The following is a 17,364-nucleotide window of genomic DNA, read 5'->3' as shown; positions in this document are numbered from 1 at the left end:
GTCAGGCCAACAGCCTCTTGAAATTGCGGCTGGGCAAGAACCGAGGTTTCAGAACGTCTGCGATAAAACGTTCGCGAGCCGAGGCCACGGCCAATTTCTCATCAACCGAAAGCTGTTTAACCCACCGCATTTCCCGCTTCGCCATCGCGATTCTTTCGCTGTCTGCCGCCACGAACGCTTCGCGCCTGCACCAAATCATGCGGTTCTCTCCGTTCATGATAATCGGCCGATCGGTCGAGGCAATCCCTTGAACATGACGTATGTGCGACATCCACTCACGAGAATTGCCTGCTCGGTCACGGGCTATGATGAAACTGGCTTCATCGCTCTGGCAGGAGGCCGCGACTAGAAGCCCGGCGGCGGTCAAACTGCGAGCGGCGAGGCACCCAAAGCGTTTCTCACCGTTTCACGGAAACGGCGAACCGCTCTAACTTTTTGTTTTGACGCAATTCCGGACGGAAAACCGTTTCACACTTTTCCTGGAATTGCTCTAGCCTAGGATTTTCGCGACAGACCACCGCCTTCTATCGCATTGACGAGCGTATCGCTGCCTTCACGCAGATGCTGCCGCAGAACGCTCACGGCCTTCTTGCCGTCGCGCTGACGGCAGGCGGCAAGCAGGTCGCGGTGTTCGGCCTGGGAGCGCTTGCGATAGTCGAGGTTCGACAACAGGATGCGGACATAGCGATCGGCTGCGTTGTGATGGGCCTCGATCAGTCCGAGCAGACGCTGGTTGCCGCAGGCATGATAGAGCGACAGATGAAAGGCCCGGTTCAGCGCGCCCCAGCGGCCGACATTGCGCTCCGCGTCGATCTGATCGAGCACCTGTTCGGCTTCATCGAGCTTGCCGCCGGACAGAGCGGGCACGGACAGCCGGAGCGCCTCGCACTCGAGCAGTTCGCGCACCGCGTAGATCTCTGCGATCTCCGCGCTGTCCATCCCGGCGACATGCGCACCCTTTGTCGGGTGAATGGAAACAATGCCCTCCGCCTCAAGCTGGCGAAGGGCGTCCCGAATCGGCATACGGCTGAAGCCGAACTGCTCGGCCAGTTCGTCCTGGCGCAGCGCGGTGCCGGCCTTCAGGGTCCCGCTGGCTATGGCCTCGCGCATGACATTGGCGACCTGCTCCGCCACCGTCTGCGGCCTATCGATCAGGCCTTCGGCAAATCCGCGCAATCGCTGCTCCCATGCCACGCGACGTCCAGCTTAATGGAAAAGCATCGGGGATATAAGTATCCGCGTGTACGAGATGGCCGGCCGATTGATATCCCCTTTGCAGTGTGGCGCCGAGCACGGGCGCCTTAAGCTGCGGCGGCTGGCCGCCCAACCGAGATCGGATCGGCGGTTGTCAACTCCGCATATCTCATACGCATGTGAAGGAAGGGCGCTTCGACACAGGAGTAGCTGAGATAACCGATCGGGATCGTCGCCATGAAGCACAGGCAGGACCAGAAGCAAGCAACGTAGAAATTGCTTATGTCCATGATGTTCGTATCTATGAACGCCGCCAGCTGCATGACGAAGAACAGGTGCAGAAGGTAGATCGAATAGCTGTAAGCCCCCGCCTTCTCCAGGATCTTGAACGGCAGGCTTGTTCGCTGTCTTGAAAAGCTCGTGTCGTAGTATGCGATGCAGAATGAATAGGCCGCCGCCTCCAAGGTCGGCAGAATGATCCAAATCCAATGGGGCGATGGATAACCCTCAAGCTGGTAGAATCCGCCAGCGGCATCAAACCACCAGAAGAATCCCGAAAATGCGATGAGAACGGCCAGTGCCAGCCAATGCCGATCCTTCGCATAGGCACGGAGATGAAAAGCAAGAATGCCAGCCAGGAACTGATCCGCATGCCCGATGATGGACGAGGACGCCGCCAACTGCACCTCGCCGATTTGGGCATAGAGCGCCGACCTCAGCAAAACGGCTGCCGCGATGAACAGGAGGGGCGAGAACGGAAATCGCCTGGACGCCATCAGCAGGAATGGGAGCAGAATATAGAAATGAGCTTCGACGGTTATGGACCAGCCGCCGTTCGGAAGGGTGGGAAAGATCAGCCCCTTGCCGACATCGGCAAAATACTCGTCCAGCGGCTGGCCGGCGACCTGCCTGCGGCACGCTTCTACGACAATCACGGCTAGCAGAAGCGGAAGCAGCCTAAGCGCCCGGTTGGCAAAGAAGGCCAAATAGTTGACCCGTTTTCCGTCAAGCAGCTTGGCAAACAGATAGCCCGAGAGCGCCATGAACAGTGAAACGCCGGTGTGTCCTTCGTCCAGAAAGCTGAGGACGGGCAAAGCCGGCACGAAGCCGTAAGGCACCGGGCCGTCGGGAGACTGATGAAGGAAGTGCCAGGTGAAGACCAGAAAAGCCGCAAGGCCACGAATATGGTCAAGCGCCGGATAATGTTCGCCAGTCGAAGACTTCATGATTTAGACCAAGCGTCCGTGCCTTGGACTATCGCTGCCGCACTGCGTCTGTAAGCGAGGATACCTCGCCTACAATTCCTACTTTGCCCTCCTCTCGTTAATTTAGACTTCTACCTGTCGGGAAATTTATCACCAACACAACTCGGTTGCCGATAGCCTCCGATCGGAACTGTCGGGCAAAAAGCCACGACGCCCCGATCGCGGCTTCAGGCTGCTGCGCAATATGCGGGCCGTCGATGTCTCTATCGTGTTCGAGCAAAAATCGCGTTCTTCAATCAACCCGCACGGCGACCACCGCCGCACAGTCGCCTGCCTTGACCAGCCCGGGAAAATGCCGTGCCGCCAGCATGCCCGACATTTTTGCCCGGATCTCCTGGGGGGCAACGCCGGTGCGGCCAACCGAATGGATACGGGCCACCACCGCGCCTTTTTCGACGGACTCGCCGAGATCGACCATGGTTTCGATCATGCCGTCGTCCTCGGCGAAGGAGAAGCAATCGCCGGACGGCATGTCGAGCCATTGCGTCGGAGTCGTCTCGACCGCACCCTCAACAATGCCGGCGTGGCGCAGCACATTGAGGATGCCGCGCCGCGCGATCCGCACGGTCTGCGCGCGCGACGTGCCGCCGCCGCCAAGCTCGGTGCTGACAAACACCTTGCCCATCTCCTCGGCCGCCGTGTCGTACATGCCGACGGCGTCGATCTCGATCATGCGCATCGAGAAGGGGGCCGAGAATGCCGCGACCGCGTCGAAAGCTTTCTGCTCCAGCGCCTTGTCGGGCACGGTGTGCGCGGCGCAAAACGGCACGAAATCCAGCGTCCTGCCGCCGGAGTGGAAGTCGAAGACGATATCGGCGCGGGGCAGCAATTCGCGCTGGAAATAGTCGGCGATCTTTTCCGTCACCGTGCCGTCCGGCCGGCCGGGAAAGCTGCGGTTCATGTTGCCCTTGTCGATCGGCGATGTCCGCGTGCCGGCGCGGAAGGCCGGATAGTTCATCGCCGGCACGATGACGACGGTGCCGCTGACGTGCCTGGGGTCGAGCGTGCGGGCGAGATCGTAGAGCGCCAGCGGGCCCTCATATTCGTCGCCATGGTTGCCGCCGGTCAGCAGAGCCGCCGGCCCCTTGCCGTTGCGGATGACGCAGATCGGGATCATCACCGAGCCCCAGGCCGAGTCGTCGCGGCTGTAGGGCAAGCGCAGGAAACCATGCTGGATGCCGTCGCGGTCGAAATCGACGGTCGGCGCGATTGGCGATGGGCGTAGAACGGACATCGGTTTCAATTCTTCACCACCAGTTTGCGCGGTACATTGGCCAGGCACTCTACCCCGGTTTCGGTGATCAGGATGGATTCGGTGATCTCCAGCCCCATAGTCTCCAGCCACAGGCCGGTCATGAAATGGAAGGTCATGCCGGGTTTGAGTTCGGTGCGGTCGCCGGGACGCAGGCTCATCGTGCGTTCGCCCCAGTCCGGCGGATAGGAAAGACCGATCGAATAACCGGTGCGGTTGTCCTTGACGATACCGTATTTCTTCAGAACGGCGAAGAAGGCGTTGGCGATGTCCTCACAGGCGTTGCCGGGCTTGGCGGCTGCGAGGCCCGCCTCCATGCCTTCCAGCGTCGCCTTCTCGGCATCGAGGAATTCCTGCGTCGGCTTGCCGAGAAAGACGGTGCGCGACAGCGGGCAGTGATAGCGGTTGTAGCAGCCGGCGATCTCGAAGAAGGTGCCCTCGCCCGACCTCATCGGCCGGTCGTCCCAGGTCAGATGCGGCGCCGAGGCATCGGCACCCGACGGCAGCAGCGGCACGATCGCCGGGTAGTCGCCGCCGATGCCATCGACGCCGCGCGTGCCGGCATCATAGATCTCGGCGACGAGATCGCATTTGCGCATGCCGACTTCTATTCTGTCGACGATGCGCTGGTGCATGGCCTCGACGATGCGGGCGGCCTTGCGCATATAGTCGATTTCGGTCGGGCTCTTCACAGCGCGCTGCCAGTTGACGAGCGCGGTGGCGTCGACGAAGCGGGCGTTGGGCAGATGCTTCTGCAAAGAGGCGAAGGCGGCGGCCGAGAACCAGTAATTGTCCATCTCGACGCCGATGGTCAGCCTGCCCCAGCCGCGATCGGCCAACACGCTCGACAGGAAATCCATCGGGTGGCGCTCGGTCGACTGCACATAATGGTCGGCATAGCCGACGATATTGTCATGCGCGAGATAGGCGGTGCGCTTGGCGCCGTTGGCATCCTGACCGCGGCCATACCACACGGGCTCGCCCGACGGCGGCACGATGACCGCCTGGTGCACGTAGAACGACCAGCCATCATAGCCGGTCAGCCAGGCCATGTTTGATGGGTCGCTGACGATCAAGAGATCGACGCCCTTCGCCTCCATGGCTTTGCGCGTTTTGGCAAGGCGATCCGCAAATTCGGCCCGCGAAAATTTCAAATTAGGCAGCATTGTTCTTGGTCCTCGTTTGTTGGGCCTGGAGCCTCTTTCAACCTGGTTGAATCCGGCTCCAGATAATTTTTGCTTGAGCATGATCTTCTCGGAAAACCGGCTTCCACTTTTCCGGATCATGCTCCTGCGGCCAGCATCAGCTTTCAAAGATGGTTCCGGCATTGGCCGCCCGTGCCCGGTCGCGGGCGAGCGTCGCGATCGCCGTATCCTGCACGCCGGTGCCGGTCAGGTCGGCGATGGTGATGTCACTTGCCGAGCGCCGACCATGTTTCGCACCAGCGATGATCTGGCCGAGTTCCACGACTTCAGCATCGGCTGCCATCACCCCGGCCGCGATCGCATGGTGGAGTTCGCCGAGCCGTCGTGTCTGGCGCGCGCTGTCGGCGACATAGAGATCGGCCATGCGCAGGATTGCCGGCGCGATCTCGTTCTTGTGCTCGGCGTCCGAGCCCATGGCGGTGATGTGCTGGCCGGCGGATATGAAGCCGGCCTTGATCAGCGGCTCGGTGGAGGGCGTGGTGGTGACGATGATATCGGCGCCGGCCGACGCCTCAGCCGCGTCGGGTTCGGCCCGCACGACAATGCCGAGTTTGTCACTCAAGACGCTTGCGGTCGCCGCAGCTCTGGCGGCATCGCGCGCCCAGATGCGCGCCTCGGCGATCGGCCGCACGAGGCAAAGCGCTTCGAGTTGCAGCCCGGCTTGCACGCCGGCGCCGAAGATCGCGGCAACAGACGAATCGGGCCGCGACAGATGCTTGGCCGCGACCGCGCCTGCCGCGGCCGTGCGGACATCGGTGAGATAGCCATTGTCGAGCAGCAGCGCCTCGACCAGACCTGTCTTTGCCGACAGCAGCACCATCATGCCGTTGACGCTGGGCAGGCCGAGCTTGGGATTGTCGAAGAAGCCGGGGCTGATCTTGATGGCAAAGCCATCGATCCCAGGCACATAGGCGGTCTTGACGTCAACCTCGCCGCGATGCTCGGGGATATCGAGCCGCAGGATCGGCGGCATCACCACCGGCAAAGTGGCAAGCGCGCGAAAAGCATTTTCGACGCAGGCGACGGCGTCGAGATCGAGCGTCACCATCGCCCGAAGTTCTCTTTCGGTGAGGATCGTCATCCGGCTCATGCGGCGTGCTCCGTTAATGATGACGCGTCCGTGCATATGATCTTGCGGTGCGCGTTCATATCGATGTTGCGACCGGAGAGAAGAACAACCATCGGTCCGTTCGCCTTGACCTTGCCGGCGATCAACGCGGCAATGCAGACCGCGCCGGCGCCCTCGACGACCTCGCGTTCCTGCGCATAGGCATGGCGGATGCCGGCGGCGATTTCGTCTTCGGTGAGCAGGATGACGTCGTCGAGCAGGTCGCGGCACATCGAAAAGGTCAGCCGGTTGTCGAGGCCGATGCCGCCGCCAAGCGAATCCGCCAGCGTCGGCAATTCTTCCACGAGCACGGGGCGGCCGGCATCGAGGCTCGCCTTCATTGCCGCGCCACGCGCCATCGAGACACCGATCACTTTTGTGCCGGGGCTGACGCCCTTGACCGCTGCAGCAACGCCGGAGGCCAATCCGCCCCCGGAGAGCTGCACCAGGACGAGAGCGGCATCCGGGACCTGCTCGATCATCTCCAGCCCAAGCGTTCCTTGCCCGGCGATGATCGCGGGATGATCGAAAGGCGGCAACATGACCAGCCCTTCCTGCGCAACCAGCCGTTCGACCTCCTGCTGGGCGTCGTCCTGGCTGTTGCCGACGATGCGGATCTCCGCGCCAAGCCGGCGGATCTCGTCGAGCTTGTTCTTGGGCACCAGACGCGACATGCAGATTACCGCGCGCATGCCTTCGAGTTTAGCCGCATGCGCCAGCGCCCTGCCATGGTTGCCGGTCGAGGCCGCGACGACACCACGCGCCTTCTCGGCTGCGCTCAGCGAAGCGATGGCGTTCGAGGCGCCGCGCAGCTTGAAGCTGCCGGTGGTCTGGCGATGTTCGAGCTTGAGATGAACCGGCACGTCCAATCGTTCGGAGAGACTCGGCGAAAGCACGGTCGCCGTTCGCTCGATCTTGTTGGCGATACGCTCACGAGCGGCACGGATGTCCTGAAGGATCACTGTCGTCATGGTCGTCAGTCGCGCGGCAAAGGCATCGTCATCAGACGGCCGAATTCGGAATGGGATTTCTCATCACCGCAAAGGCGCAGGCAGTTCCACGCGGTCGCCTGGTTGCTGGTGACCACCGGGCGCCCGATCGCCTGTTCCATGCCGGTGACCGCGAGTGCTGCCCGCAGAGCCGTGCAGGAGACGAACAGCGCGTCGGCCTGTGCGTGCGTCGCCTGGCGCGCGAGATCGACAAGCGCTGCCGGCGCGATACGCGCCATCTCACGGTCGTCCTCGAAGCCAAGGCAAGTGAAGCTGGCGATCTCGAACCCTTGTGCCGCGAAATAGGCCGCCATCGGCTTAGAGGTTTCGACGGTGTAAGGCGTAAGAATGCTTATCCTGCGCACGCCGAATGCGTTCAGCCCGCGCACGGCAGCCATCGGCGGCGTGACGACTGAAACACCGGGCTTGGCGGCCTGGATCGCCGCATCGATCTCGGCATCGCCGATCACCACCGAGGCCGAGGTGCAGGAATAGCAGATCGCATCGAGCGGCTCGTCGGGCAGGATCAGGGCCGCACCCGCCGTCAGCGCCGGCTGCATCTTGCGCAGGTTTTCAGGTGTCGTCGGGTTGGCGTAGGGGATGCGCGCGACATAGACGCCGATGCGCTCGCTCGCCACCATGCGGCGAAAATCCGGTTCGGTCGTGTGGTCCGTGGCCAGGATGATCAAACCGACGCGCCGCTCCAGCGGGCGATCATCAAGCAATGGCCGTTTCGGATAGACCTTGATCTCGGGCAAAGGTTTCATCGTTATCTCTCGATCTTGCCGTAGCGGCGTTCCAGCCAGCGCAACAGCGCCACCGAACACAGACTGATGACAAGGAAGAAGGCACCGACCAAAGTGATCGGCTCCAGGTAGCGATAATAGGTGTTGGCGACGCTTTTCGCCTGGTTCATCAGCTCCAGCACGGTGATAGCCGACAGGAGGGGCGTTTCTTTCAACATGGCGATGAAATAATTGGCCAGTGCCGGGATCATCGGTGGGATGGCCTGCGGGATGATGATGTGGGACCAGGTTTGCCTGGCGTTGAGATTGCACGCCTTGGCGGCCTCCCACTGGCCGCGCGGCACATTGTCGATGCCGGCGCGGTAGACTTCCGCCGTGTAAGTGCCGTAGTGCAGCCCGAGCCCGATGACACCGGCGACCAGCGGCGGCAGAAGAATGCCGACATCGGGCAATACGTAGAAGATGAAGTAGAGCTGCACCAGAAGCGGTGTACCGCGGATGAACTCGGCCGCCCAGCCGACGGTGCGCGACAGTGCCTTGTTGGGCGAGCGGCGCGCCAGTGCGATGCCCAGACCGACGATCGCCGCCAGCACCGAGCCGAGCAGCGTTGCCAGGATGGTGATCTTCACCCCCTGGATCAGTGTCGGCAGGATCTGCCGGACAAAATCCCAATCCCAATCCATCAGCGGGCCCAATCCATCAGCGAGCCTCGGCCATCAGACGCGCACCCCGTCGAGCCCGCGCGCCATGCGGCGCTCCAGCGAGCGCACGCCCCATGAGATGAAGAGCGCCAAGATGAAATAGATGACGAGGATGGTGGTGAACGGCACCATAGTATTGCCGGTCTGGGCGCGCACCACCTGCGCCTGGAAAGTGAGATCCGCGAGCGAGATCAACGAGACCACCGATGTGGCCTTGAGCAGTTCGATGGCGTTGTTGCCGAAAGTCGGCAGCATCACCAGGAACGCCTGCGGCAGGATGACGTGGCGCATGCCTTGCCAGCGGCCGAGGTTGAGCGCTGTGCACGCCTCGTACTGTTCGCGGCCGATCGATTGCACGGCGCCGCGCACCACCTCAGCGGCATAGGCGCCGACATTCAAGCCCAGCGCCAGCACGCCGGCTTGCAGCGGGGTCAATTCGAGGCCCACCAGCGGCAACACGAAATATGCAAAGAACAGCTGCACGAAGATCGATGTGCCGCGGAAGAATTCGATATAGGCGGTGGCGAGCGCGCGCAGCGCAAAGAAGCGCGACAGCCGCCCCATGCCGGCCAGAAAGGCCATGATCAGGGCAAGCACCGACCCCATCAGCGTCAGCTCGATGGTGACAAGTGTTCCCTGCAATATCAGGCCGAAATAGCCGGACCACTGAGTCATCTATCAGAAGTTTCCAACGTTTGGTTTTAGCGTCCTTCTCCCCGTTCACGGGGACAGATGAGGGGCGGAGCCAGTCTGGCAGACCTCGCGCTGCCCCTCATCCGTCACTTCGTGACACCTTCTCCCCGTGAACGGGGAGAAGGGAAGAAAGCGCTTACTTCGCCGCGCAGAGCTTGTCGCGCGTCGTCGACATCGCCGCCTTGGCGGAGAAGCCGTAGGGCTCGATGATCTTGGCGAACTCGCCCGACTTCTTCATCTTGGCGAGTTCCACGTCGTAGGCGTCGCGCAGTGCCTCGTCGCCCTTCTTGAAGGCGGCGCCGTCGCAATAGACCGGCGCGCCCTGCACCGGCGCGATGACCTCAAGGGTCGGATCGTTGGCTTTTTTCATCAGATCGTTGATCGACAGGACAGGCAGCGAATAGGCGTCGATGCGGCCGTCCTGCACCATCTTCAGGCCGCTCTGGCCATCCGGCACGACAATGACGCGTTCGCGCGGCACACCGGCGTTGAGCGCCAGCTTCTCCTCGGTGCCGCCGCCGGGCGCACCGATCGTAGCGCTCGTATCCTTGGCGACATCCTCGAAGCTCTTGAAGCCCTTCGGATTGCCCTTCTTCACCAGCATCGCCTCGGCATCGCACAGCACCGGTTCGGAATAGGCGACCGCCGCGCAGCGCTCCGGCTTCATGAACAGGCCGGCGGTGACGACATCGAAGCGGCCGGCCTGCAGACCGGGGATCATGGCGCCATATTCGGAGATCGAGGCGACGATGTCGCCAACGCCGAGACGCTTGAAGATTTCGCGCGCCACATCGGGCGCCGCACCCGAGACCTTGCCGTCGGCGGCGACGGCCGTATAGGGCGGCTCGTTGGCGATGGCAACACGAGCGAAGCCTTGCGACTTGAGTTGCTCGAGCTTGCTGTCGTCGGCCGAACCCGCGGTCGAAGCGACCAGCACGGCCGTCAGCGCAAGACCAGCGACGCCGGCCAGAATGCCAAGTTTCTTCATTGTTCCCAACTCCTGTTTCTTGTCTTGATGGTGGTCGTTCTTGGTTTTGTTACGGGGCGGCTTCGCCTCCCTCGAGGGCGGCGTTGCCTCCTCTGGCATGGCGGTCAGACGCGATGTCCGGCCGCGATGATCTTCTTCAGGAAGCCTTGCGTGCGCTCCTGCTTGGGATTGCGGAAAATCTCGTCGGGCTTGCCCTCCTCGACTATTCTGCCGCGATCGAAGAACAGCACCCGGTCGGCGAAATCATGCGCGAAACCCATTTCATGGGTGACCAGAAGCATGGTCATGTCGGTCTCGGCGCAGAGCCGCCACAAGACGTTGAGCACCTCCTCGACCAGTTCCGGATCGAGCGCCGACGTCACTTCGTCGAACAGCATGATCTTGGGCTGCAAAGCGAGCGCCCTGGCGATCGCCACGCGCTGTTTCTGGCCGCCGGAAAGCTGTGCCGGCATCGCCTTTGCCTTGTCGGCCATGCCGACCATGTCGAGCAGTTCCATCGCCCGCTTCTCGGCGGCAGCGCGCGGCATGCCCTTGGTCAGCACCGGCGCCAGCGTCACATTGTCGATGACGCATTTGTGCGGAAACAGGTTGAACAGCTGGAAGACCATGCCGATCTTCTGGCGCATCCGGGCGAGATGCCGCTCATCGGCCGGCAGCAACTGGCCATTGCGCTCCATGTGGTAGAGCTGCTCGCCCTCGATCTGGATGTGGCCACCGTCGATGCGCTCCAGCGTCATCAGGATGCGCAGGATCGTCGTCTTGCCCGAGCCGGAAGGGCCGATCAGCGCCAGCTTCTCGCGGGGCATGACCTGCATCGACAGTCCGTCCAGCACCTTGAAACTGCCGAAGCTTTTCGAGATGCCGTCGATCTTGATGATGGGCGCGGATGCCGACAATGAATTTTCCCCGGGCTGGAGAAGCCTGTTCCCTTAACGATGCGGAACGCGCCAAATCATGTCAATTGGGAAAATAAAACCATGACAATGTTTCTGATTTTGCACAATTTCCGGGCAATGCCGGCTGGCCCTTTTTGCGTGCCGTTCTCCCAAAACCGCTTCGCACTTTTGGGCGGCATACTCAGATAGCAAGCAGCAGATGCTCGGGATCGCCAAGCAGCAGCTTGGTCACAACGCCGAGGCCGGCGCGCAGTTCCCCCTCGGTGGTCGAGCCCAGCGAAATACGCACAGAGGGATGCCATGGCGCTTCCGAGATGCGGAAGGAAGTGCCGGGCGCGATCGCCACGCCTTGCAGACGGGCCTGGGCGACAAAGCTCTCCTCGGCACGGTCCGCGGGCAATTGCAGCCAGACGTGCAGCCCGTCGCGCCGGGCGCGATAGTCGGTTCCGGCGAGCGCTTCGGCGGCGATGTCCAGGCGCCGGCGCAAAGCCACGCGCTGCCAGCGGACAAGATCCATCGCCGTGCCGTCGGCCACCCATTTGGTGGCGATCTCGGCGACCATCGGCGTCGCCATCCAGTTCGAGACCAGATGCCGGTTGGCGACGGCGGCGACATAGCGATCGGGTGCCACGAGATAGCCGATGCGCAGGCCGGGCACCACGATCTTGGTGAACGAGGTGACATAGAGCGTGCGCTCCGGCGCAAAGGCGGCGACCGGCGGCGGCCGGTCCTCGACCAGGGGACCCAGCACATCGTTCTCGATGATGGCGATGTCGTGCTTGCGCGCAACCGCCGCGATCTCTTCGCGCCGCCTCGCGTCCATCAGCGTTGCCGTGGGATTGATCACCGAAGGCTGCACGAAGACGGCGCGGATGTCGGAGAGCCGGCAGGCCTCGTCAAGCGCTTCGGGGATCAGGCCATTGTCGTCGATCGGCAGCCCCTCGAGGTTGAAGCCGAGATAACGGGCCAGCGGCACCAGCGTATGATGGCCGATCGCCTCCGTGGCGACGGTCGAACCGGGCGGCGCCACGCTCATCAGCGCCACGGTCATACCGGCGGTGGCGCCATTGGTCAGGTTGATGTTCTGCGGCGAGGCATCGAGGCCGCACAGTTTCAGCCACTCCACCGCCACCGCGCGATGGCGTGGAAACACCATGTTAGGCCGGAACGACAGCGCCGAGCTCGACGGCAGGTTTTCGGCCAGCCAGCCCAGCGCCTGCTTCAGCCGCTCCAGATGCATCGGCTCGCAGACCGGCTTCAGGATGGAGAGGTCGATGACTTCGCCGAGACGCTCCGGCAGATAGGGCGGTTCCGGCTCGCGGCGGTGCGTCTGGACGAAACTGCCGCGGCCGATCTCGCCCGAGATCAGGCCACGCCGGATCAATTCCTCATAGGCGCGGCTGACCGTCTGCACCGACAGTTTCAGATCATCGGCCAGCCGGCGATGCGTCGGCAGCCGGGCGCCATTGGCCAGGCGCCCGTCATGGATGGCGCGCGCGAACTGGTCGGCAAGCGACTGATAGGCTGGCCGGCGGATGAGCGCGGGATCGGGTTGCCACAATGTCATGACTTATTAGAGATCGAAATCAGTGCAATTGACAATCGAAATAATGCGCCGTCATGGTGCGGCGGACGAAAAAGTGGACGCCAATGACTGCTGCGAAACTCGACGCGATCGATCTGAAAATCCTCGACGCCATCCAGCGCGACGGCCGCATCACCAAGCTGGCGCTGGCCGAGCAGGTCGGCCTGTCGCCGACCCCTTGCTGGATGCGGCTGCGCAAGCTGGAGAAGGCCGGCATCGTCTCGGGCTATCACGCCCGGATCGCCATGCGCGTCGTGGCGCCGGTCGCCACCGTGCTGATGGAGGTGACACTGGCCAGCCATCGCCAGGCCGATTTCGACCGCTTCGAACGCGTCATCCGCGACATTCCCGAGATCGTCGCCTGCTGGTCGGTGGGCGGCGGCGTCGATTATGTGCTGAAAGTGATGGCGCGCGACATCGACGCCTATCAGCGGCTGGTCGACGCGCTGCTCGATCGCGAGATCGGCATCGACCGCTACTTCACCTACATAGTCATCAAGACGGTGAAGGACGAGCTTGCCCTGCCCATAGCCGATCTTCTGCCGACCTCGCAATAGAGCCGGAGAGATCCTCTGCGCACCCGGCGCGATAGAGAGACTCTCTCCATCAGTGAACGCCCAAATAGTCTCTCTGTCTGCTCGCGATGGATAATCTCCCTGCATTAGTCCGAACCGGGAGGCCTCGACCATGTCCGCGCATTTCGCCCGCTCGCATCGCCATGAAGCGCTCGACCGCCTCGCCGACCGCCGGCTGCTGCGCGAACTCGCCTATGTCGACGGGCACTGGACGGCAAGCGAGGCTGCCGAAAGCTTTGAGGTCACCGATCCGGCGACCGGCACCACGGTTGCCTTCGTTGCTGCTCTGGATGCGCGGCAAACCACAAAAGCGATCGATGCCGCCGCGCGCGCTTTTCCGGCCTGGCGGGCACTGCTGCCGCAAGAGCGGTCCGGAATCCTGCGAAAATGGTTTGAACTGATCATTGCCGCGAAAGCCGATCTCGCTCTGCTAATGACGCTGGAACAGGGCAAGCCCTTGCAGGAGTCGCTGGGCGAGATCGATTATGCCGCCTCCTTCGTCGAATGGTATGCGGAGGAAGCCAAACGCCTCAACGCCGAGAGCGTCACCAGCCATCTGCCGAACGCGGAAATGATGGTGCGGCGTGAGCCGCTCGGCGTTGTCGGTGTCGTCACACCGTGGAATTTCCCGTCTGCCATGCTGACCCGCAAGGCAGCCGCCGCACTTGCCGCCGGCTGCACCATCGTCGCGCATCCGTCCTCGGAAACGCCACTGTCGGCGCTGGCGCTGGCCGAACTCGGCGAGCGCGCCGGCCTGCCCGCCGGTGCCTTCAACATTGTCACCGGCAAGGCCGCGACGATCGTCGGCCGCATGTGCGAGGACCCGCGCGTCCGCGCCATGAGCTTCACCGGCTCGACCGAGATCGGCAGGCTCATTGCCGCCCAGAGCGCGGCGACGATGAAGCGGCTGGTGATGGAGCTCGGCGGCCATGCGCCGCTGATCGTCTTTGACGACGCCGATCTGGACAAGGCAGTGAGCATCGCCATCGATGCCAAATTCGCTACATCGGGCCAGGACTGCCTCGCCGCCAACAGCATCTATGTCCAGCGACCGGTCTACGATCGCTTCTGCGCCGCTTTTGCCCAACGCATCGAGGCGTTGCGGACCGGCAATGGCCTCGCCGGGGAAACCGAAATCGGACCGCTGATGCATGAACGCGCCGTCAAGAAGGTCGAGGAGCAGGTCGCCGACGCGCTTGCCCACAGCGCACGCTGCCTCGCCGGCGGCAAGCGCCATACGGCCGGGCCGCTGTTCTACCAGCCGACGCTGCTTGTCGACGTGCAGGACGATGCGCTGATCATGCGCGAGGAGACTTTTGGCCCCGTCGCTGCCGTGACGCCGTTCGACGACGAGGCGGAAGTCGTCGCCCGCGCCAATGCAACCGAGTACGGCCTCGTCGCCTACGTCGTGACCGAAAACGGCGCCCGTCAGCAGCGCATGGGCCGTGCGCTCGACTACGGTATGATCGCGATCAATCGCGTCAAGATCACCGGCGCGCCGATCCCATTCGGCGGCGTCAAGCAATCGGGTATCGGCCGCGAAGGCTCGCGCCACGGCCTCGAAGCCTTTACCGATCTCAAGTACCTTTGCCTGGATGTTGCGTAGTCCATCCCGGAATTTTCAAGGAGTCAAAAAATGCTCGACCAGTCCAACGAACTCGCCGCCTGGGATCGCGACCACTTCTTCCATCCCTCGACGCATATGGGCACGCACGCGCGGGGTGAATCGCCGACAAGGATCATGGCCGGCGGTGAAGGCGTCACCGTCTGGGACAACAATGGCAGGAAGAGCATCGATGCCTTCGCCGGCCTTTATTGCGTCAATGTCGGCTATGGCAGGCAGAAGATATCAGATGCCATCGCCGCCCAGGCCAGGAACCTCGCCTATTACCACGCCTATGTCGGCCACGGCACCGAGGCCTCGATCACGCTCGCCAAGATGATCATCGACCGCGCGCCGAAGGGCATGTCGAGGGTCTATTTCGGCCTGTCCGGTTCGGATGCCAACGAAACCAACATCAAGCTGATCTGGTACTACAACAATGTGCTGGGACGGCCAGAGAAGAAGAAGATCATCTCGCGCTGGCGCGGCTACCATGGTTCGGGCGTGATGACCGGTTCGCTGACCGGGCTCGACCTTTTCCACAACGCCTTCGATCTTCCCCGCGCGCCGATCCTGCACACAGAAGCGCCCTATTATTTCCGCCGTGCCAACCGCTCGATGAGCGAGGAGCAGTTTTCGCAGCACTGCGCCGACAAGCTCGAGGAGATGATCCTGGCCGAAGGCCCCGAAACCGTCGCCGCCTTCATCGGCGAGCCGATCCTCGGCACCGGTGGGATCGTGCCGCCGCCCGCAGGTTACTGGGAAAAGATACAGGCGGTGCTGAAAAAGTATGACGTGCTTCTGGTCGCCGACGAGGTGGTGACGGGCTTCGGCCGGCTGGGCACCATGTTCGGCTCCGATCATTACGGCATCGAGCCGGACCTGATCACCATCGCCAAGGGCCTGACCTCGGCCTATGCACCGCTGTCAGGCGTCATCGTCGCAGATAAGATGTGGCAGGTGCTGGTGCAGGGTTCCGACAAGCTCGGCTCGCTCGGCCATGGCTGGACCTATTCGGCGCATCCGATCTGCGTGGCCGCGGGCGTCGCCAATCTCGAACTGATCGACGAGATGGACCTTGTGACAAATGCCCGCGAGTCCGGCGCCTATTTCCGTGCCGAAATGGCCAAGGCCGTCGGCGGTCACAAGAATGTCGGCGACGTGCGCGGCGACGGCATGCTGGCGGCGGTCGAATTCGTCGCCGACAAGGACGACCGGGTGTTCTTTGACGCTTCGCAGAAGATCGGTCCGCAAGTGGCAACGGCACTTGCCGCAAGCGGCGTCATCGGCCGCGCCATGCCGCAGGGCGACATTCTCGGCTTCGCACCACCGCTCTGCCTGACGCGTGAAGAAGCCGACATCGTCGTTTCGAAGACCGCCGATGCGGTGAAGAGCGTGTTTGCAAATCTTTGAGATCGACCATGAATGCCATGACCAGAACCCTCCCCGCCACCATGGCCGCCGTGCTGCTCACCGGGCACGGCGGACCGGAAAAGCTCGTCTACCGCACCGATGTGAAAGTGCCCGCGCCCGCGTCAGGTGAAGCGCTGGTCAAGGTCAGCGCCTGCGGTATGAACAACACCGATGTCTGGGTACGCCAGGGCGCCTATGGCACGGAGGAGGATGCCGCCGCCGTGTCGACCTGGCGGCGTCAGGGCAACACGCTGACTTTCCCGCGCATCCAAGGCACCGACACCGTCGGCCACATCGTTGCCGTCGGCGCCGGCGTTTCGGCGGATCGTATCGGCCAGCGCGTGATGGTCGATTTCTCCATCTACAACCGGGACGACGATTCGCTGGCCGACATCGATTATATGGGCCATGGCCGCGACGGCGGTTATGCCGAGTATCAGAGCGTGCCGGCCGAGAACGCCCACGTCGTCGACACGGATATGAGCGATGTCGAACTTGCCACCTTCTGCTGCGCCTATCTTACCGGCGAACAGATGCTGGAGCGTGCAGGCCTGAAAGCCGGCGAGCGCGTGCTGGTCACCGGCGCCTCGGGCGGCGTCGGTTCCGGCATCGTGCAACTGGCGCGGGCGCGCGGCGCCATCCCCTATGCCGTCGTCGGCAAGGGCAAGGAACAGGCGGTGCTCGACATCGGCGCCGAGGCTGTCATCACCCGTGGCGTCGCCGACCTGCCGCAAGCCGTGAACAAGGTGACCGGCGGCCAGCCGATCGACGTGGTGGCGGACCTGGTCGGCGGCGCGATCTTCAACGACCTGCTGCGCATCCTGAGGCCGGAAGGCCGCTACACCACCGCCGGGGCGATCGCAGGCCCGGTCGTCCAACTCGATCTCAGGACCATGTATCTCAAGCAGTTGCAGCTGCATGGCTCGAGCCAGGGCACGCGTGCCGATTTCCGCCGCATCGTGGGATATATCGAGGCGGGAAAAATCCGGCCGCTGGTCGGCGGCGTCTACCGGCTCTCCGATTTCCACCGCGCGCAGGCGGACTTCATCGCCAAGGATTTCGTCGGCAAGCTGGTGGTGGTGCCCGACGCCGTCGCGGAGCGATCAGCGTAGCTCCAGAAATCGAGGCATCCTCGGTTCCTTCTGCCTTCT

The 17,364-nt window shown here is 62.9% G+C and carries 17 protein-coding genes; 4 read left to right on the top strand and 13 right to left on the bottom strand.

The genetic code is table 11. From position 1 onward, the window contains the following. Position 1 precedes the first annotated feature (1 nt). The 13 genes from JT360_RS09230 to ehuR form a co-directional block, all read right to left on the bottom strand. Entirely contained in the window at positions 2-217 is a 216-nt protein-coding gene (locus tag JT360_RS09230) for a hypothetical protein (protein WP_214471215.1), read from the bottom strand. A 278-nt stretch (positions 218-495) separates the two neighbouring features. Beyond that, on the bottom strand, positions 496-1,176 hold the full coding sequence (locus JT360_RS09225) for a GntR family transcriptional regulator (RefSeq protein ID WP_250888689.1): 681 nt from the start codon (positions 1,174-1,176) through the stop codon (positions 496-498). 125 nt (positions 1,177-1,301) lie between these two features. Further along, positions 1,302-2,420 (bottom strand): acyltransferase family protein, encoded by a 1,119-nt coding sequence (locus JT360_RS09220; RefSeq protein WP_214471214.1) that lies wholly within the window; start codon positions 2,418-2,420, stop codon positions 1,302-1,304. Between the two features lie 271 nt (positions 2,421-2,691). Further along, on the bottom strand, positions 2,692-3,693 hold the full coding sequence (doeB, locus tag JT360_RS09215) for a N(2)-acetyl-L-2,4-diaminobutanoate deacetylase DoeB (RefSeq protein ID WP_214471213.1): 1,002 nt from the start codon (positions 3,691-3,693) through the stop codon (positions 2,692-2,694). Between the two features lie 5 nt (positions 3,694-3,698). Then, positions 3,699-4,877: an ectoine hydrolase DoeA gene (doeA, locus tag JT360_RS09210; protein ID WP_214471212.1), complete on the bottom strand. Its 1,179-nt coding sequence runs from the start codon at positions 4,875-4,877 to the stop codon at positions 3,699-3,701. A 136-nt stretch (positions 4,878-5,013) separates the two neighbouring features. Next, positions 5,014-6,006 (bottom strand): ectoine utilization protein EutC, encoded by a 993-nt coding sequence (gene eutC / locus JT360_RS09205; protein ID WP_214471211.1) that lies wholly within the window; start codon positions 6,004-6,006, stop codon positions 5,014-5,016. Continuing rightward, positions 6,003-6,995: a hydroxyectoine utilization dehydratase EutB gene (gene eutB, locus JT360_RS09200; protein ID WP_214471210.1), complete on the bottom strand. Its 993-nt coding sequence runs from the start codon at positions 6,993-6,995 to the stop codon at positions 6,003-6,005. The genes eutC and eutB overlap by 4 nt, the downstream gene beginning before the upstream one ends. Positions 6,996-7,000: 5 nt before the next feature. After that, a complete protein-coding gene (eutA, locus tag JT360_RS09195; protein ID WP_214471209.1) occupies positions 7,001-7,780 on the bottom strand; it encodes an ectoine utilization protein EutA in 780 nt (259 codons plus the stop codon). Positions 7,781-7,782: 2 nt separating this feature from the next. Next, entirely contained in the window at positions 7,783-8,442 is a 660-nt protein-coding gene (ehuD, locus tag JT360_RS09190) for an ectoine/hydroxyectoine ABC transporter permease subunit EhuD (RefSeq protein WP_214471208.1), read from the bottom strand. A gap of 33 nt (positions 8,443-8,475) precedes the next feature. After that, a complete protein-coding gene (gene ehuC, locus JT360_RS09185; RefSeq protein WP_214471207.1) occupies positions 8,476-9,135 on the bottom strand; it encodes an ectoine/hydroxyectoine ABC transporter permease subunit EhuC in 660 nt (219 codons plus the stop codon). 154 nt (positions 9,136-9,289) lie between these two features. Further along, positions 9,290-10,141 carry an ectoine/hydroxyectoine ABC transporter substrate-binding protein EhuB gene (gene ehuB, locus JT360_RS09180; protein ID WP_214471206.1) on the bottom strand — a complete coding sequence of 284 codons (852 nt, stop codon included), beginning with the start codon at positions 10,139-10,141 and terminating at the stop codon, positions 9,290-9,292. A 104-nt stretch (positions 10,142-10,245) separates the two neighbouring features. After that, positions 10,246-11,037 carry an ectoine/hydroxyectoine ABC transporter ATP-binding protein EhuA gene (gene ehuA, locus JT360_RS09175; RefSeq protein WP_250888688.1) on the bottom strand — a complete coding sequence of 264 codons (792 nt, stop codon included), beginning with the start codon at positions 11,035-11,037 and terminating at the stop codon, positions 10,246-10,248. Between the two features lie 181 nt (positions 11,038-11,218). Next, positions 11,219-12,604 (bottom strand): MocR-like ectoine utilization transcription factor EhuR, encoded by a 1,386-nt coding sequence (gene ehuR / locus JT360_RS09170; RefSeq protein WP_214471205.1) that lies wholly within the window; start codon positions 12,602-12,604, stop codon positions 11,219-11,221. Positions 12,605-12,687: 83 nt separating this feature from the next. Between ehuR and JT360_RS09165 the strand changes: the two genes are divergently transcribed. The 4 genes from JT360_RS09165 to JT360_RS09150 all read left to right on the top strand — a co-directional run bounded on the left by JT360_RS09165 (position 12,688) and on the right by JT360_RS09150 (position 17,325). Beyond that, complete coding sequence (locus JT360_RS09165; protein ID WP_214471204.1) at positions 12,688-13,179, top strand: Lrp/AsnC family transcriptional regulator; 492 nt, start codon at positions 12,688-12,690, stop codon at positions 13,177-13,179. A gap of 130 nt (positions 13,180-13,309) precedes the next feature. Next, a complete protein-coding gene (locus tag JT360_RS09160; RefSeq protein WP_214471203.1) occupies positions 13,310-14,803 on the top strand; it encodes an NAD-dependent succinate-semialdehyde dehydrogenase in 1,494 nt (497 codons plus the stop codon). Positions 14,804-14,833: 30 nt separating this feature from the next. Further along, positions 14,834-16,213 (top strand): aspartate aminotransferase family protein, encoded by a 1,380-nt coding sequence (locus tag JT360_RS09155; RefSeq protein WP_214471202.1) that lies wholly within the window; start codon positions 14,834-14,836, stop codon positions 16,211-16,213. 8 nt (positions 16,214-16,221) lie between these two features. After that, complete coding sequence (locus tag JT360_RS09150) at positions 16,222-17,325, top strand: alcohol dehydrogenase family protein (protein WP_214471201.1); 1,104 nt, start codon at positions 16,222-16,224, stop codon at positions 17,323-17,325. The last annotated feature ends 39 nt before the right edge of the window (positions 17,326-17,364 follow it).

The sequence above is a fragment of the Mesorhizobium sp. dw_380 genome (assembly GCF_018588885.1).
GTDB lineage: Bacteria > Pseudomonadota > Alphaproteobacteria > Rhizobiales > Rhizobiaceae > Mesorhizobium.
Note: the sequence above shows the minus strand (reverse complement) of the source record. Positions and strands in the feature narration are given on the sequence as shown.

Coding starts and splice junctions, on each gene's coding strand:
- ehuC (WP_214471207.1), bottom strand. CDS start 9,135: ATGACTCAGTGGTCCGGCTATTTCGGCCTGATATTGCAGGGAACACTT.
- JT360_RS09230 (WP_214471215.1), bottom strand. CDS start 217: ATGAACGGAGAGAACCGCATGATTTGGTGCAGGCGCGAAGCGTTCGTG.
- eutC (WP_214471211.1), bottom strand. CDS start 6,006: ATGAGCCGGATGACGATCCTCACCGAAAGAGAACTTCGGGCGATGGTG.
- doeB (WP_214471213.1), bottom strand. CDS start 3,693: ATGTCCGTTCTACGCCCATCGCCAATCGCGCCGACCGTCGATTTCGAC.
- JT360_RS09165 (WP_214471204.1), top strand. CDS start 12,688: ATGACTGCTGCGAAACTCGACGCGATCGATCTGAAAATCCTCGACGCC.
- eutA (WP_214471209.1), bottom strand. CDS start 7,780: ATGAAACCTTTGCCCGAGATCAAGGTCTATCCGAAACGGCCATTGCTT.
- ehuR (WP_214471205.1), bottom strand. CDS start 12,604: ATGACATTGTGGCAACCCGATCCCGCGCTCATCCGCCGGCCAGCCTAT.
- JT360_RS09160 (WP_214471203.1), top strand. CDS start 13,310: ATGTCCGCGCATTTCGCCCGCTCGCATCGCCATGAAGCGCTCGACCGC.
- ehuD (WP_214471208.1), bottom strand. CDS start 8,442: ATGGATTGGGATTGGGATTTTGTCCGGCAGATCCTGCCGACACTGATC.
- ehuB (WP_214471206.1), bottom strand. CDS start 10,141: ATGAAGAAACTTGGCATTCTGGCCGGCGTCGCTGGTCTTGCGCTGACG.
- JT360_RS09150 (WP_214471201.1), top strand. CDS start 16,222: ATGAATGCCATGACCAGAACCCTCCCCGCCACCATGGCCGCCGTGCTG.
- doeA (WP_214471212.1), bottom strand. CDS start 4,877: ATGCTGCCTAATTTGAAATTTTCGCGGGCCGAATTTGCGGATCGCCTT.
- JT360_RS09155 (WP_214471202.1), top strand. CDS start 14,834: ATGCTCGACCAGTCCAACGAACTCGCCGCCTGGGATCGCGACCACTTC.
- eutB (WP_214471210.1), bottom strand. CDS start 6,995: ATGACGACAGTGATCCTTCAGGACATCCGTGCCGCTCGTGAGCGTATC.
- JT360_RS09220 (WP_214471214.1), bottom strand. CDS start 2,420: ATGAAGTCTTCGACTGGCGAACATTATCCGGCGCTTGACCATATTCGT.